The sequence below is a fragment of the Marinifilum breve genome (genome assembly GCF_003202155.1).
GTDB classification, from domain to species: domain Bacteria; phylum Bacteroidota; class Bacteroidia; order Bacteroidales; family Marinifilaceae; genus Marinifilum; species Marinifilum breve.
Genome location: NZ_QFLI01000006.1, coordinates 131793 through 148727, shown reverse-complemented (window position 1 = coordinate 148727; position 16935 = coordinate 131793). Strand labels below are relative to the sequence as shown.

Sequence of the window (16935 nt, the reverse complement as noted above, 5' to 3'; positions counted from 1 at the left end):
TATAATTTATTCGTATTTCAAAACATGTGCAGGAGCAATTGTAACCAAACGTGCTATCTGTCTATAAATGGTTAAACATGCAACAAGAAGAGATAAAACTGCTGCCATAATAAATATTCCAATCCCCATTTCAATTCTATAAGCAAAACCATTCAGCCACCATTCCATTGCAAAAAATGATATGATCCAAGCAATGGCAATTGATAAGACAATCCATTTTAAAATTTCTTTAAACAACAACTGGAAAACATTATCAACATTAGCTCCAAATACTTTTCGTAATGCTACCTCTCTGGCTTTATTTTCAGTGATAAATGAAACCAAACCAAATAATCCAAGGCAAGAAATAATAAATGCAATTGCCGTGAATGAGGCAAACAATTTCCCCATTCTTGATTCTGCCTGGTAGAAATAATTAAAATCCTCTTCTAATAACCTATAATTAAATGGAATATGAGAAAACTTCCTATTCCAAACTTTTCTTATTTTATTGATTATTGGATCCTTATCTTCACCCACTCTAATTCCTATATATTTAAAAGAACTTGGCTTCCTCATCATTATCAAAGGATCAACTCCAACCTGTAAACTATTAAAATTAAAATCCTTTACTATCCCAATTACCTCTCCTGTATAATTCCAAAGACTAATTTTTTCTCCAATAGTATAAACCATACCCATCTTTTCAGCCGCAGATTCATTTATTATGAATTTTAAAGTATCTTCTCCAAACTGATTGGAAAAGCCTCTTCCTTGGATTACATCCATTTCAAATGTTTCTATGAAATCAAAGTCGACAAAGGATAACTGAAACAACACATCCTCTGAATCCACTGATTTATTAGGCCAATTCACATCCCATGTTGAGTTTAAAAAATTAACCGGCATTTGGTTGGCTGCTGTCACCCAATGAACTCCTGGGATTTTTAATAACTCTCCTTTCAACTCTGAATATTCTTCATAAAAATCATCAAGCATTTCAACATACACTATGTTGTCTTTGTTATAACCAACATCTGAATCTTTTAAAAAATTGAGTTGTTTATATATCACGCAAGTACAAATAAAAAGAGCAATTGACATGGTAAATTGTATAATTACCAACACCTTTCGCAGCATGGCGGAATCTTGCCTAAACACCCCCCTTATAACCTGAATTGGTAAAAATGATGAGAGGAAAAGCGCAGGATAACTGCCCGATAAAACTCCTGTACTTAGAACAATTAGAACCACCGCAATTAAAAACTTCAGGTTACCTGGATTTAAGGTTAACGTTCTATTGGTAAGATCACTAAAAACAGGTAATAATAATTCCACGAACACTATACCCAATCCTAGCGCAATGGTTGTGAAAACTATAGACTCGGTTAAAAACAGTCCTACCAATCCTCGTCTTTGAGCTCCAACCACTTTTCGAATTGCAACTTCCCTGGCTCTTCGTTCAGATCGGGCCGTAGCCAAATTCATATAATTAAAACAAGCTATCAAAAGGATTAGAACTGCAACCAACAAAAACACCTGAACATACCAAATTGGGCCGGATTTATTTTTACTAATTGAATACAAGTGATACTTCTCAAATGCCTGTAAATCCAATTCAACATTAGAATACGGGATTCGCTGACGGACATGATGTCTTATATTTTCAGCCAAATATTCACTATTGGCTCCATCCTTTAACTTAACGAATAAATGAAATGAGTTTGCTTCCCAATCACTTAAATCATACTCCCAATACTCTTTAAAAAACTTGAACGGAAGAAAGAAATCGTAATGTATTGAAGAGTTCTCTGGTGCATTTTCTACTACAGCGCCTACTATAAATTGATAATTTGAATTGATCTCAATACTTAATCCTATAGGATCAATGTCTCCAAATAGTTTTTCAGATAATCTTCGACTTAAAACAATTGTACTTTCATTTGACAAAGGACTAATGTAATCACCATACAAAACAGGTATCGAGAATATTTTAAAGAAATCCGGATCAACAATTTTCCCACCAGTTTCAACAAAGGTTTTTCCATTGGCCGATAAAACCAATTGCCCCCATGTACTTACCAACCTCGAAGCATACTCAACCTCTGGATATTCTTCCTTTAATGATTCTGCAAGTGGACTTGGAGTTGAATACACAGAAAAAATATCTCCATCGGCATATTTTTGATTTTCATAAACCGTATAAATCCTCTCAATATCCTTATGATAGGTATCAAAACTAAGCTCATAATTTACCCAAATCAGTATTAAAAGTGTACAAGTAACTCCTGTAGCTAAGCCTAATATATTAACTATAGAATATACTTTTTGCTTGTACAAATTACGAATAACAGTATTGAGTAAAATTTTAATCATTAGCTTACTTTAAAAGTAACTTCTCAGATTCACCGTAAAGTTCATAACTATTTGTTATTACCTTTTCTCCTGGTTTCAATCCTTCTAGAACTTCATAATATTTAGGATTCTGATTCCCTAACTTAATCTCTCTTCTCACGGCAAATTCACCCGATGAATCTACAACAAATATCCATTGCCCACCAGTACTTTGGAAGAATCCACCTCTAGGAATCAAAAGTGCTTCTCTTGGCTCTCCCAACTCTATTTTCGTTCTGAAAGTTTGACCTGTTCTAATTCCATTAGGCAATTCGCTTGCAAATTTTAAATCAATTTCAAATTGTCCATTTCTAACTTCAGGATATACTTTCGATACGATCAATTGATATTCTTTACCATTAAACTTAAAACTAGCATTTAATCCTTTATTTAATCTGGCAATATAAAGTTCATCAACCATAGCGTTAATCTTGTAATTATCAAGAACGTTTACCTGACCAAGCCTCTGACCTTTTGATTTTGATTCTCCAAGCTCTGCATTTAATGCTCCCAACTGCCCACTAACAGGAGCTTTCACGTTCAAATTCTGTAACTTTTCTCGCACCAAATCCAGATTATCCTCCATCTTTTGCAAGTTCGCTTCCAACCTTTCAATTTGAATTGTTCTGGAAAGAGAATCTGTTTTTTGACGCTCCAATAGCAGATCTCTTACCTTTTTGTGATAAAAGTAATCATCTCTTGATGCCTCAAATTCTTCTTGTGCAATTAAATCTTTCTCGAAAAATGTTTTGTTACGAGTATATTGCCTTTTGCTCTTTGCTAAATTTAAATCAATATCTAATAAATTGCGCTTAATATTTAATCGATCTTGTTCCATACTCAGACGAGTATCTCTTAACCTATTTACCTGCTCTGTAAATGCAGCTTCCGAATTCAGAATTTGCAAATTTAATTCCGAATTACTCAGACGAAGAATAATATCACCTTTTTGCACCATGCTTCCTTCTTCCAGTAAAATCTCTTCTACCCGACCACCTTCAATGGCATCCAGATAAACCGTTGTTATTGGATTAACCGTACCGGTTCTAGCAATGTACTCCTGAAAATAATCGTTTTTTACATCCGCAATCGAAAGGGTTTCTTCATCTACTCTATAACTTAATCCTGATGTTCCTAAAAACGCTGAGTAGAGAATAACTATGGCAATTACGCCGACAGCCAGATACCAATTTTTCTTTTGAAGATACCATGGCTTCTTCTCAATAATTCTATCCATATTTTTTTGACTTGTTATATACCTTTTTCAAACACGCCCTAATAATAACCACTTTCATGCCAAACACAACTTAAAACTGAATCACAACAACTTAAAATAAATTACCACCAGAAACATGTCCAAAGTTTGAACGAAATTAATACACGAACTGTTCGATTACGTACAGCATTTTTTTATTTCTGAAATATTAGTAATAACTTGAGTCCAGATTTAAACAAAATAAATTGAACTCACAAATTAATAGATATTATGACAGTGCAAAAAAGCGGAAAAATATTGGCCATTGATGACAATGAGGATATATTGTTTTCACTTAAACTACTATTGAAACAACATGTAGAACTCATACATACTGAATCCGATCCTGAAATGATCCCTAAACTTATGAAGCAAGAAGAATACGATGTTATTCTTTTAGATATGAACTTCACAAAAGATGCTATTAGCGGTCAGGAAGGATATCATTGGCTAAACAAAATACTTGAAATTGATCCTCGAGCAGTAGTTTTATTCATTACTGCATATGGAGATATTGAAAAATCAGTAAAAGCAATAAAGGCCGGAGCTACTGATTTCATTCTTAAGCCTTGGCAAAATGAGAAATTATTAGCTACAATTTCTTCTGCAATTAAATTGCGCAAATCCAAAGAAGAGGTTAGCGAATTAAAAACCAAACAAAAAGAATTAAATGCGGTTCTCGACCAGCCATTTAACGATTTCATTGGTACATCTCCAGAAATGCAACAAGTATTTCAAACCATTACAAAAGTTTCTAAAACAGATGCCAATGTATTGATTTTAGGTGAAAATGGAACTGGAAAAGAATTGGTCGCAAGAGCTCTTCACCGTAATTCAAGTAGAAAAGATGAAGTATTTGTTAGTGTAGATCTAGGATCAATTAATGAAAACTTATTTGAAAGCGAACTTTTCGGTCATGTTAAAGGTGCATTTACTGACGCCAGAGCTGATAGACCAGGAAGATTTGAAATTGCTTCAGGTGGAACGTTGTTCCTTGATGAAATTGGTAATTTAAGTTTGCCAATGCAAGCTAAACTTCTTACAGTTTTAGAGAGAAGAGAGGTAATTAGAGTTGGATCGAACAAACCAATTCCAATAGATATTCGCTTAATCTGTGCCACCAACATGCCTCTAAAACAAATGGCATCAGAAGAGAAATATCGACAAGATTTACTTTATAGAATAAATACTGTAGAAATAGATCTTCCTCCACTTCGTGAGCGTTATGAAGACATTCCTTTATTGGCTAATCATTTCCTTGAAATCTATTCAAAGAAGTACAAAAAGAGAATAAGTCCTTTATCAAAAGCTTGTATCAATAAACTATACGATTACGGTTGGCCTGGTAATGTTCGTGAGCTTCAACATCAAATGGAAAGAGCAGTTATTATGGCTGACGATAAAAACCTTGAACCATCCGATTTTCAAATTAGTATGGAAAGAAGTCAGCAAGATGATGTTGAATTTGATTCCTACAATCTCGAAGAGGTAGAAAAAAATATCATTCAAAAGGTATTAAAAACAAATAAAGGAAACATATCTAAAGCAGCAGGCGAACTTGGCTTAACAAGAACCTCTTTATACAGAAGATTAGAAAAATATGGTTTATAAAAGCTTCCGAATTAACTTTATTATCAGGATTATCGTTCTATCAGCAACGATATTCCTGTTATTTTACCTAGTCGCCAAAAAAAGTTTATACTTTACGGCGAGCTTGACTTTTATTGCCATAATTTATCAAGTTTACGAGATAATTAGGTACGTCGAGAAAACTAACCGTTTGCTTAAAAATTTCCTGGAATCAATTCGATATTCGGATTTTACCAGAAATTTTCAAGTACAAGGTTTAGGCAGTTCATTTGATAAATTACAAGAATCATTTAATGCAGTTATAACTGACTTTCAAAAAATCAGGGCTGAAAAAGAAGAACATTACTTCTATCTGCAAACTGTAATCCAACACATTGGTATCAGCTTGATTGCTTTTCATCGAGATGGAAAGGTGGAGATGATAAACAATGCCTCCAAAAAATTGTTTCAGATTAGTAATCTTAAAATGATTCAGGATTTAAAATCTTTTAGTCCTGACTTGGTTGATTCCTTACTAAGCCTAAAACATGGCGAGAATACCTTGATAAAGGTCAACGATAACGACGATATTCTACAGTTGGCTGTTTATGCCACCGAGTTTAAAATCAACAATCGTCAGGTTATTTTGGTTTCGATAAAGAATATTCAGTACGAATTGGAAGAACAAGAGATAGAATCTTGGCAAAAACTAATTAGAGTATTAACACATGAGATCATGAATTCAATTACTCCGATTTCATCTTTATCTACAACCTTAACAACCATCCTTGATGATTTTGGTGAAAACAATACCAATCGTTTCGAAGAGCAGGATTTAGAGACTCTGAACGAGGTGAAAATGGCCTTAGAAACCATTCATAAGAGAAGCTCAGGACTTCTTCATTTTGTGGATACATATCGTAACCTTACGAAAATTCCTAAGCCTAATTTCAGCATTTTCCAGGTTCAAAAATTATTCGATAACATTCATCGATTAATGGAGGAAGAGATCAAGCGAAATGGAATTGAATGTGAAATAAGCATTAATCCGGAATCAATAGAACTTTCGGCCGATGAACAACTGATTGAACAAGTATTAATCAACTTGATCAAAAACTCGATTCATGCAGTAGAACATACCGAAAATCCTAAAATTGAATTAAAGGCCTATATGAATTCGCGCGGCAGAATCTCAATTCAGGTTAATGACAATGGACAAGGAATTATTAAAGAAGTTTTGGACAAAGTATTTATACCGTTTTTTACAACAAAACCAAAAGGTTCAGGCATTGGTTTGAGTCTTTCAAAACAGATATTACGCCTGCATGGAGGCACGATTACAGCCCATTCTGTACCTGATGAACGAACCAGTTTTACCTTAACTTTTTAATTAATGCTGTAAGAATTAACATTCTAATAATTTTAATTTAAGAAATTCTTTCATTAAATTTAAAGGGCAAATATATTTCTAACCCTTAATAAAATATACAGCATATGACTAAGACAATCACATTTAATGAGCTAAGACAAATTAAGGATCGTTTGCCAGATGGCAGCATGCAAAGGATTGCGAAAGATTTACAACTAAACGTAGAAACAGTTAGAAATTATTTTGGTGGAACAAATTTTGATGAAGGTAAAAGTACTGGAATCCATGTTGAGCAAGGCCCTAATGGAGGGATTGTTGAACTCGATGATACTACAATTTTAGATCATGCTTTCCGTATTTTGGAGGATGCCTAAAAAGCAAATTTGACATCAAATAAATAAAAAAGGGTTTTGAATATCATCAAAACCCTTTTTTAGTAGTATATCGCAAATACTTATTCTTCTCTCTTGTCCTGATGCAACTTGTTAAAAATAATTGCAAGGTTCGAATACAAAGTAGTATTCTGAACAATGATATCATCAGGCACCTTAATTCTTGCCGGAGTAAAGTTCCAAATTGCCTTAATTCCCCATGCTACCATAAGGTCAGCTACGGTTTGAGCATTTTCAGCAGGAACAGTTATAATCCCCATAATCACATTCAATTCCTGTGCTAAATCTCTAAATTGATCGATGTGAAATACCTCAACATCATTAATTTTTCGACCTATTGTAGCTGGATTTATATCAAAAGCAGCCTCAATTTTTAATCCAAAATGATTTAATCCACTATCATGTAGCAAAGCCGATCCTAACGAACCTGCTCCTACAAGGAATGCATTATCCATTACCGAAAAACCAAGAAATTCCGATAAAACATCAACAATCGCTTTTACCTCGTATCCAACTCTGGTTTTACCAACTATTGTAGTGTAAGATAAATCTTTTGTAACCTGCGTAGGGTCTATGTTCATATAATTTGCAATTTGAGTTGATGACACAAACTGCTGACCTTTACGCAACAAACCTTCAGCAAATGCTAAATATGAAGGCATACGTCTAATAGTTGGTTCTGGAACCGCCTGAATTTTTTTAGAATATTGAACCATAGAAAATTTCTTATACCAAAATCAAGACAAAAATAAAGAAGTTTTTATTAAAGAAAAATTTCTTTATTGATTTTTTTACGTATTACTAAAAAAATGATTTTTTGGCGCTGGGGATAAGTTGTTAGTTTTTACAACTAAACAAATAAAAAGTGGGCGATATAAGATTCGAACTTATGACCCCTTGGGTGTAAACCAAGTGCTCTGAACCAACTGAGCTAATCGCCCCTCTGCGGGTGCAAATATAAACAGAAATTTTTACGATGCAATATTTTTTTTGCTTTTGTTTACACTACCTCTGCTACAACAAAGGTGCTACCACCCACAAAAATCATATCTTCTTTTTCTGAATTTGACTTTGCGGCATTCAATGCTTCAGCTACCGTTGAGTAGGTTTCCCCCCTTAAATCATAAGCACTTGCAAGCTCCTGAAGTCTCTTTTCATTCAATGCTCTTGGAATACTCGCACGAGTAAAATAATAATGTGCGTCCTTAGGCATTAAGCTTAGTACTTCATCAGTATTTTTATCATCTACCAAGCCAAAAACAATGTTCAGTTTTCTGTAATCGATCATGCCGATTTGCTCAATTATTTCTCTAATTCCAGCTGCATTATGACCTGTATCACAAATTACCTTGGGATTTTCCTGCAAAACTTGCCAACGTCCTAATAATCCTGTTTCCTTAACAATTTGTGAAAGTCCTGAATAGATGTTCTCATAAGAAATAGGAATACCTTGAGCTTTCAATTGTTCCAATGCACAAATGGCAGTTCTTATATTTTTCTTCTGATATTTCCCCAACAAATCACATTCAATCCGAACCTCTTCTTCCTGTTTCAACGAAAAGAAACTTAACTCCTGCTTACCAGTTGTAATTTTAGCGTTCCTAAACTCATAAACATCCTCAGCAAATAGAATATTAGATTCCCTCTCTAGTGCAATTTCTTTAAAAACATCTTCAACTAACACTTGCCTCTCTCCAATCACAACAGGAACCTCTGGTTTTATAATTCCAGCCTTTTCTTTTGCAATATCACAAATATCATTTCCTAATAGGTTGGTATGATCCTTACTAATATTGGTAATTACCGAAACTAAAGGAGAAATAATGTTGGTAGAGTCTAATCTTCCTCCCAAACCAACTTCAACAACAGCAATATCCACTTCTTCCAATGCAAAGTATTCAAAGGCCAGTGCAACTGTCATTTCAAAAAATGATGGTTTTAACTCTTCGAATTTAGCCTTGTGATTTGCGATAAAATCAACTACTGCCGATTCTGAAATCATTTGTCCATTAATCTTGATTCTCTCTCTAAAATCACGCAAGTGTGGAGACGTATACAAACCAACCTTTAAACCTGATTTTTGCAATACAGATGCAACAGAATGAGATACAGAGCCCTTTCCATTTGTTCCTGCAACATGAACGGTCTTAAATTTTTTATGAGGATGGTTAAAGTATGCATCTAAAGCCAATGTATTATCCAGATTAGCTTTATAAGCAGCTTTCCCTGTACGTTGGTACATAGGTAGCTGAGTGAACATATAGTCTAGTGTTTCCTGATAAGTCATTTTAAAAATCTTTACTGATTTTAAATCTTTTGCAAAGAAGAGTAAAAATTCTTAAAAAAATATTTCATAGCATGATTTTCCTATATTTTTTGCTAAATTAAAAGTATTAAAGACTGTAATATTTGAATATTTCAAAAGAGAAAAACCTTACACACTGATTTATAATCAGAAACCGAAGTCTAACCAATTTAAGTTGAAACAGTTTTTAATTCGCAATTGTAAATCGACTGCATCTATTGGTCGAAATTAACCTCTAACAACACCCAATATGGCAAAACTCAAAAAGATTTTCGTTTTGGATACAAACGTTATCCTGCACGACTTTAATTCAATTTATAATTTTGAAGAGAACGATGTTGTTATTCCAATTACTGTTCTCGAAGAGTTGGATAAATTTAAAAAAGGAAATGATCAGATAAATTTTCATGCCAGAGAATTCACAAGAGAGCTTGATCGAATTTCGGGCGATAACCTTTTTAAAGATGGTGCTAAGCTTGGCAAAGGCTTAGGTACACTTTTTATTGAAACAGGAAAGGAATTCTCTCCTACAATGAAAGCCTCGTTTCATGAAAATATTCCAGATCATAGAATCCTTGCAATAGCTGAACACATTTTTAAACAATACAAGCGTAAAAAAGTAATTCTGGTTACCAAGGATATCAATCTTAGAATGAAAGCCAAATCGCTGGGAATTCTTGCTGAAGATTACAAAAACGACCAGGTTCAGGATTTGGAAGATGTAATGAGTCTGGGTATTACGACTCTTGAAAATTTTGATGATGTTAAAATTTCATCTCTATATAAAAGTCACGAAGGCATTCCTGAAGAAGAATTTGGAGTTGATTTGCTTAAATCAGGTCATGAGTATTTCATTTTAAAAGGAAATTCCTCAAGTGCATTGGCACATTACGATCCGGTTGAAAAATTAATTACCCGAGTAGAAAAACCTAATGCATATGGCATTTACCCGAGAAATGCTGAACAAACCTTCTCGATGAATGCGTTACTGGATCCAAAGATTTCTTTGGTTGCCTTAACAGGTAAAGCCGGTACTGGTAAAACCCTTTTAGCCTTGGCCTCGGCTCTTGCCCAACACGATATGTACGATCAGATATTTTTGGCAAGACCAATTGTTGCACTGGCAAATAAAGATTTAGGATATCTTCCTGGCGATGCAAAAGAAAAGATTGGTCCTTATATGCAGCCATTGTTTGATAACTTAAGTGTAATCAAGCATAAGTTCAATCTTCACAGTAAGGAATATCTTAAAATTGATGAACTCCTGAAAGAAGAAAAGCTACAAATTACACCATTGGCCTACATTCGAGGTAGAAGTTTGTCAAACACTTATTTCATTGTTGATGAAGCACAAAATCTGACTCCACATGAAATAAAAACGGTAATTACCAGAGCTGGAGAAGGAACCAAAATGATTTTCACGGGTGATATCGAGCAGATTGATTCACCATATCTGGATAAAAAATCAAATGGCTTGGCATACTTATCAGACAGGATGAAAGGTCAGGATATTTTTGCTCATGTAAACTTATTGAAAGGTGAAAGAAGTCACTTGGCTGAACTAGCAAGTAACTTACTGTAAATATATCAGTTGCATTACTGCCAAAAATCTTTTAAATTGATTAGAGAAAGCATGAGATGATTTGAAGCTTGTAACCAAAATTAAAATCAAATCCACCAGTATGAAAATAATGAAATTTGCCGCCATAGACATCGGGTCAAATGCCATCCGATTATTGTTTATGAATGTGTTTGAGGAGGGCGGGAATACGCATTTTAAAAAGTCATCATTAATCAGGGTTCCAATTCGATTGGGAACCGATACTTTCATCGATAAATTTATTTCTCCGATAAAAGGTGAGAAATTGGTTAAATCGATGAAAGCCTTTCGACATTTAATGGAAGTTCACGAGGTTGTTAATTATCGTGCGTGTGCTACATCGGCCATGCGCGAAGCTGCTAACGGACCTGAAATCATTAAACGAATTGAAGACGAATCGGATATTAAAATTGATATAATTGATGGAAAGGAAGAAGCCAGCATCATCTTCGACAATAAAATTGCGGATACTTTAGAGCCAGACAAAGACTATCTGTACGTTGATGTTGGTGGTGGTAGTACCGAAATTACCTTATTCTCGAAAGGTATTTGCACCTTCTCGGCTTCCTTTAATGTTGGAACCATTAAAATTCTTAAAGATTGCGTACCGAAAGGTGAGTTTATCCGAATTAAAGAATGCTTGTTAGACATTTGCCCGAACTGTGAAAACATCGAGATTATTGGATCGGGAGGTAATATCAACCGCTTGGTAAAACTTGCTACACCAAGAAAAGAAAAACATATCAGCTACAAGGAACTGAAGAACATTTTCTACGATTTAAAACAATATTCACACGAAGAGTTAATGATTAATTACAACATGAATCCCGACAGGGCCGATGTAATTATTCCTGCAGCAACTATTTTCTTAAGTGTTATGGAATGGGCTAAAGCAGAAAGAATTCATGTCCCTAAAATTGGGGTATCCGATGGTATTGTTCATCAACTTTATAAAGAATATAAATCGAACAGGCTTCTTATTAGCTAAGAATTACCTTAAAACCTAATTCTTTTTATAAATTTGCAAACTATTTTATTTGTAATAATATAGAACTGATTCAATTGTAATTGTTTCAGTTCTTTTTTTATCGCAATAATTTAATAATCAGCAGAGGGAAAGAATATGTTGCAAGGTAAGACAGTTGCATTTTACACATTGGGATGCAAATTGAATTTTTCTGAAACTTCAACCATCGGAAGATCATTTAAAGAGATGGGATTTGAAACGGTGAAGATGACGGAAAAAGCTGATATCTACGTAATCAATACTTGTTCGGTAACCGATCAGGCCGATAAGAAATGCCGACAAGCCATTAAGAAAGTAATTAAAACCAATCCGAATGCATTTGTTGCTGTTATTGGTTGTTACGCTCAATTAAAGCCAAAGGAAATTCTTGAGATTCCAGGTGTTGATTTGGTTCTGGGAGCGAACGAAAAATTTAATATCCATAAGTATATCGATCACCTTGAGAAAAAAGGAACCGGTGAATTGCACCCTTGCGAAGTGGAATCTGTTAAAGACTTTCACACCTCGTATTCAATGGGTGACAGAACCAGATGTTTCCTTAAAATTCAGGATGGTTGCAACTACTTCTGTACATACTGTACCATTCCTTATGCAAGAGGACGAAGCAGAAACAACAGCATTGCCGATACGGTAAAACAGGCTGAAAAGGTTGCTGCCGAAGGTGCAAAAGAAATTATTCTTACAGGTGTTAACATTGGTGATTTTGGTAAAAGTACCAATGAGACATTTCTTGATCTGATTAAAGAGCTTGAGAAAGTAGAAGGCATTGAACGTTTCAGAATTTCATCCATAGAGCCAAACTTGCTGAGCAATGAAATCATCGACTTTGTTGCCGACTCGAAGAAATTTGTAAATCACTTCCATATTCCATTGCAAGCAGGATCGAACAAGGTTCTGAAATTGATGAAGAGAAGATACGACAGAGAATTGTTCGCTCAGCGTATCAAGAAAATCAAATCATTGCTTCCCGATGCTTTTATTGGTGTTGATGTGATTGCTGGTAGTCGTGGCGAAAGCGAAGAAGATTTCAACGATGCTTATAAATTCATCAATGAATTGCCAATTAGCCAACTTCATGTTTTCCCTTATTCGGAAAGACAAGGTACAAAGGCGCTTGAAATTAAAGAATCTGTTCCTTTTGAAGAGAGAAAAAGACGTGCTAAAATGTTCCAGATTTTATCGGATAAAAAACTAAGAGCTTTTTATCAGGAACACCTGAACGAGGAACTTGAAGTATTGTTTGAAGGCTACAACGATAATGGTAAAATGTACGGATTCACCGAAAATTACATCAAGGTAGAAATTCCTTACAATCAAAACCTGAGTAATCAGTTGGCAAAGGTTAAGCTTACAAACATTAACGATAAAGGACATGTTGATGCTGAATTGGTAAATGAAGCGGAGTTCAGTTTTAGACCGATTATTTAATCATATTTCAAGAATTGATATTAGCTTTGAGGTAAATTATCAATTTTAAATCACTACCAATCGCATTTATCATGAACCAATTGGAAGATTTGTGTTTAAAAACCAACGAAATCGCTAAAAAAGCTGGTGCTTTTATTAAAGAGCAACAGAATAAAATTAAAGCCGATGTTGTTGAAACCAAAGGCATGCACGATTTTGTTACCTACGTTGACAAAACAGCCGAAGAGTTAATTGTTACCGAATTGAAGAAGATTCTTCCTGAAGCCGGTTTTATTGCCGAGGAAGGAACGGAAACCTATCGTGCCGATCGTTACAATTGGATTATCGATCCGCTTGACGGAACAACCAATTACATTCATGGCTTCTCTCCTTTTGCTGTAAGTATTGCTTTGCAGGAAAATGATGAGATTGTTTTGGGAGTGGTTTACGAAATCAGTCTTAACGAATGCTTTTATTCCTGGAAAGGTGCCAATGGAGCTTTCCTAAATGGCGATGCAATTCAGGTTTCTAAGGCAAAAACGGTTGATGCGTCCTTAATCGCTACAGGATTTCCTTACTACGATTACGATTTGCTAAAGAACTTTATGGCAACGCTAGAGTACTTCATCCTGAATTCTCACGGTGTTCGTCGTCCTGGTTCTGCAGCTACCGATTTGGCCTATGTTGCCTGCGGTAGGTTCGAAGCTTTTTACGAATATAGCCTTCAGGCATGGGATGTTGCAGCTGGTTCCTTCTTGGTGAAACAAGCTGGCGGAGCAGTTAGCGACTTTAAAGGAGGCGATGATTATATCTTCGGTAAAGAAATCATTGCATCAAACGGATTGGTTCAGGAGGAATTTAAATCGGTGGTGCAAAAATACATGCTTAAATAACTCTCGTTTTTATTGATTTAATAAACATGGCTAAGTTTTTTTCTTATATCGCATATGGCTTTATAAAGTTGTTAAGTTATTTGCCTTTGCGAGTACTTTATATCTTATCTGATATTATTTTCTTTATTGTTTACCATGTTGCGGGTTATCGCAAAAAGGTTGTTCATACCAATTTAAAGAATGCCTTTCCCGATAAATCCGATAAGGAAATTAAGAGAATAGGAAGAGAATTCTTCTCACATTTCTGCGATAGCTTTATCGAAACCATTAAGCTATGGACCATAAGCGAGAAGGAAATCAAAAAAAGATGTAAGTTTTTAAAACCTGATTTTTTCGATCAGTACAAAGAATCTGGTCAAAGTGTTATGGCTATTCTTGGTCACTATGGAAATTGGGAATGGATGACTTCTTTTCCTGCATGGAAAGATGTAAATCTGTTGCCGATTTATAAACCATTGCACAATAAGGTTTTCGATAATTTATACATCCAATTAAGAGAACGATTTGGTGCCAAAACGCTTCCGAAAGATGATACTTTAAGAACCATGCTAAGGTACAGAAGCGAAAAAGAATTTACGGTAACAGTTTTTCTTGGAGATCAAACTCCCAGAAAAGAAAGCATCCATTACTGGACCAAGTTTTTAAATCAGGATACACCTATTTTGCAAGGAACCGAGCGTATTGCCAAGAAGTTGAATCAGGCTGTAATTTTTTGCAAAATGCAAAAGGTTAAGCGTGGTTATTACGAGGTTGATTTTATTCCATTGTTCGATAATCCGAAAGAGACCGAAGACAATGAAATCAGCGAAAAGCATACCCGTGTTTTAGATGAAATTATCACTCAGAATCCTGCTTATTGGCTATGGTCTCACAAGCGTTGGAAACACAAGAGAGATAGTTAACAGTGATCAGTAAATAGTTATCAGTCAATAAAACAATAGAGTTACTGATTTTTAGATATTTTAAAAAAAGAAATGAATAGAATTGGAATTGTAATACTAAACTGGAATGGTAAAGAACTTTTAAAACAGTTCCTTCCTTCGGTTGTAAGCCACTCAAAAAGAGAATGGGCTGAAGTAATTATGGCCGATAATGCCTCAACCGACGATTCCATTGCGTTTCTTAAGCAAGAACATCCTGATATCAGATTAATTGAGTTGGATAAAAACTATGGCTTTGCCGAAGGATACAATAGGGCCTTGGCTCAACTCGATCATGAATACTTTGTTCTGCTAAACTCGGATGTAGAAGTAAGCGCAAACTGGTTAGATTCCATTTACCAGCAGTTCGAGAACAATAAAGATATTGCTGCTGCTCAGCCAAAAATTAAAGCTTACCACAACAAGTCGGGTTTTGAGTATGCCGGTGCTGCAGGAGGTTTTATCGATTATTTGGGATACCCTTTTTGCCGAGGTAGAATTCTTGATGCCATTGAGGAAGACACCGCCCAATACGATAAAAACATTGATGTGCTATGGGCCAGCGGTGCTGCCTTGTTTATCAGAGCTGACATCTACAAGAATACAGGTGGATTAGATGGAGATTTCTTTGCGCATATGGAAGAAATAGATTTGTGCTGGCGTATTAAAAACCAGGGGCACAGAATTATTTGCGATACCAACTCGACGGTATACCATGTAGGCGGGGCAACCCTTCCCAACCACAGTTCGCGAAAGCTGTTCCTTAATTTCCGCAACAACCTGTTGATGTTGTACAAAAATCTGCCCAGCAATAAATTCAAATCCACATTCTTTTACCGTATGGTGTTAGATGGTGTTGCGGCCTTTAAATTCTTGCTTGGTGGCGAATTTGCCAACTTTGCAGCCGTATTTAAAGCGCACATGTCCTTTTATGGCATGATTGGCCAGTTCCGTAAAAAGCGTAAAGTATTGCTGCCTCTGGTAAAGCAGAAGCATCACAAAGAAATTTACCGCAATAGCATCATTTTCGATTACTATCTACGATCGAAGAAAAGATACTCTGAGATAGAAGATCAACTTAATGCCTAGCAATTCAATCTGTTTGCTTTAATTTTCTGATATTTTATAATGCTCTTGAGCTTTTGTGTCAAGCTATATTAGGAAGGGACAAATAGAAGAAGGAGATTAAAGCATGAATGCCAATAGTCAAAGACATTCCGAACTAAGCCAAACACTTTCTGAGCTTAGCTAGAGACAATCCGTCCCAAGCCAATCACATTCCGAGCTTAGCCAAAGACCATTCGCCTTTAGCCAATAACATACCGCACTTAGCCAAATACTTTCCGCGCTAAGCCAGAGACAATCCGTCCTAAGCCTTTCACATTCCGAGCTTAGCCAAAGACGATCCGCCTTTAGCCAATTACATTCCGGCCTTAGCCAAAGACATTCCGCCGCTCGGTTGAAGCTTTCCACATGGGGTATATAATAATATATAAAGTCACAATAACAATACTATAAACATGTATTGCAACACATTACCAATAAATTATTTTTAGAAGAAAAAGTATCTCAACCAGGCAGGTACAAGAGATAACTGAATAACAGAACAACAGGAAAAGTTGTATTCAATAAATGAAAAATAAATCAGTAACTATTTTTCATTCATATTTCAATACAAATAAATAGGATGCCTGTTCTTTTCACAGATTCTAAGCCGTTAAAAACGAAGTATGGGAGATAAATAATTGGAAAGATTAGGGTACGCTGTACCTCTGTTCATTACTATTGAAGCTTGAGCTATAAATATTCTGGTGTTCCACACCAA

General features: G+C 35.2%; 13 protein-coding genes and 1 tRNA gene. 9 read left to right on the top strand and 5 right to left on the bottom strand.

The annotated features are described in order from the left end of the window. Positions 1-6: 6 nt before the first annotated feature. Entirely contained in the window at positions 7-2355 is a 2349-nt protein-coding gene (locus DF185_RS14360; RefSeq protein ID WP_110361453.1) for an ABC transporter permease, read from the bottom strand. 4 nt (positions 2356-2359) lie between these two features. Then, entirely contained in the window at positions 2360-3610 is a 1251-nt protein-coding gene (locus DF185_RS14355; RefSeq protein WP_110361452.1) for an efflux RND transporter periplasmic adaptor subunit, read from the bottom strand. Positions 3611-3859: 249 nt separating this feature from the next. Here DF185_RS14355 and DF185_RS14350 point away from each other — a divergent pair, with 249 nt between their 5' ends. The 3 genes from DF185_RS14350 to DF185_RS14340 all read left to right on the top strand — a co-directional run bounded on the left by DF185_RS14350 (position 3860) and on the right by DF185_RS14340 (position 6940). After that, positions 3860-5239, top strand: coding sequence for a sigma-54-dependent transcriptional regulator (locus tag DF185_RS14350; protein WP_110361451.1), 1380 nt, complete (start codon positions 3860-3862; stop codon positions 5237-5239). Positions 5240-5408: 169 nt separating this feature from the next. Then, positions 5409-6587 carry a sensor histidine kinase gene (locus tag DF185_RS14345; protein WP_243421776.1) on the top strand — a complete coding sequence of 393 codons (1179 nt, stop codon included), beginning with the start codon at positions 5409-5411 and terminating at the stop codon, positions 6585-6587. A 104-nt stretch (positions 6588-6691) separates the two neighbouring features. After that, a complete protein-coding gene (locus tag DF185_RS14340) occupies positions 6692-6940 on the top strand; it encodes a DNA-binding protein (protein WP_110361449.1) in 249 nt (82 codons plus the stop codon). Positions 6941-7020: 80 nt separating this feature from the next. Here DF185_RS14340 and DF185_RS14335 read toward each other — a convergent pair whose 3' ends face one another. The 3 genes from DF185_RS14335 to DF185_RS14325 form a co-directional block, all read right to left on the bottom strand. Continuing rightward, positions 7021-7674 (bottom strand): redox-sensing transcriptional repressor Rex, encoded by a 654-nt coding sequence (locus DF185_RS14335; protein ID WP_110361448.1) that lies wholly within the window; start codon positions 7672-7674, stop codon positions 7021-7023. A gap of 150 nt (positions 7675-7824) precedes the next feature. Beyond that, positions 7825-7899, bottom strand: a tRNA-Val gene (locus DF185_RS14330). A gap of 59 nt (positions 7900-7958) precedes the next feature. Continuing rightward, a complete protein-coding gene (locus DF185_RS14325) occupies positions 7959-9245 on the bottom strand; it encodes a bifunctional folylpolyglutamate synthase/dihydrofolate synthase (RefSeq protein WP_110361447.1) in 1287 nt (428 codons plus the stop codon). 268 nt (positions 9246-9513) lie between these two features. On the opposite strand from DF185_RS14325, the gene DF185_RS14320 reads away from it, so the two are divergent. The 6 genes from DF185_RS14320 (at position 9514) to DF185_RS14295 (ending at position 16199) form a co-directional block, all read left to right on the top strand. Further along, positions 9514-10845, top strand: a complete 1332-nt coding sequence (locus DF185_RS14320) for a PhoH family protein (protein ID WP_110361446.1) — start codon at positions 9514-9516, stop codon at positions 10843-10845. A 100-nt stretch (positions 10846-10945) separates the two neighbouring features. Continuing rightward, a complete protein-coding gene (locus DF185_RS14315) occupies positions 10946-11851 on the top strand; it encodes a Ppx/GppA phosphatase family protein (protein WP_110361445.1) in 906 nt (301 codons plus the stop codon). Positions 11852-11986: 135 nt separating this feature from the next. Next, positions 11987-13318 carry a tRNA (N(6)-L-threonylcarbamoyladenosine(37)-C(2))-methylthiotransferase MtaB gene (gene mtaB / locus DF185_RS14310; protein WP_110361444.1) on the top strand — a complete coding sequence of 444 codons (1332 nt, stop codon included), beginning with the start codon at positions 11987-11989 and terminating at the stop codon, positions 13316-13318. A 71-nt stretch (positions 13319-13389) separates the two neighbouring features. Then, a complete protein-coding gene (locus DF185_RS14305; protein WP_110361443.1) occupies positions 13390-14190 on the top strand; it encodes an inositol monophosphatase family protein in 801 nt (266 codons plus the stop codon). A gap of 26 nt (positions 14191-14216) precedes the next feature. Further along, a complete protein-coding gene (locus tag DF185_RS14300; RefSeq protein ID WP_110361442.1) occupies positions 14217-15092 on the top strand; it encodes a lysophospholipid acyltransferase family protein in 876 nt (291 codons plus the stop codon). A gap of 72 nt (positions 15093-15164) precedes the next feature. After that, positions 15165-16199 (top strand): glycosyltransferase family 2 protein, encoded by a 1035-nt coding sequence (locus DF185_RS14295; RefSeq protein WP_110361441.1) that lies wholly within the window; start codon positions 15165-15167, stop codon positions 16197-16199. The last annotated feature ends 736 nt before the right edge of the window (positions 16200-16935 follow it).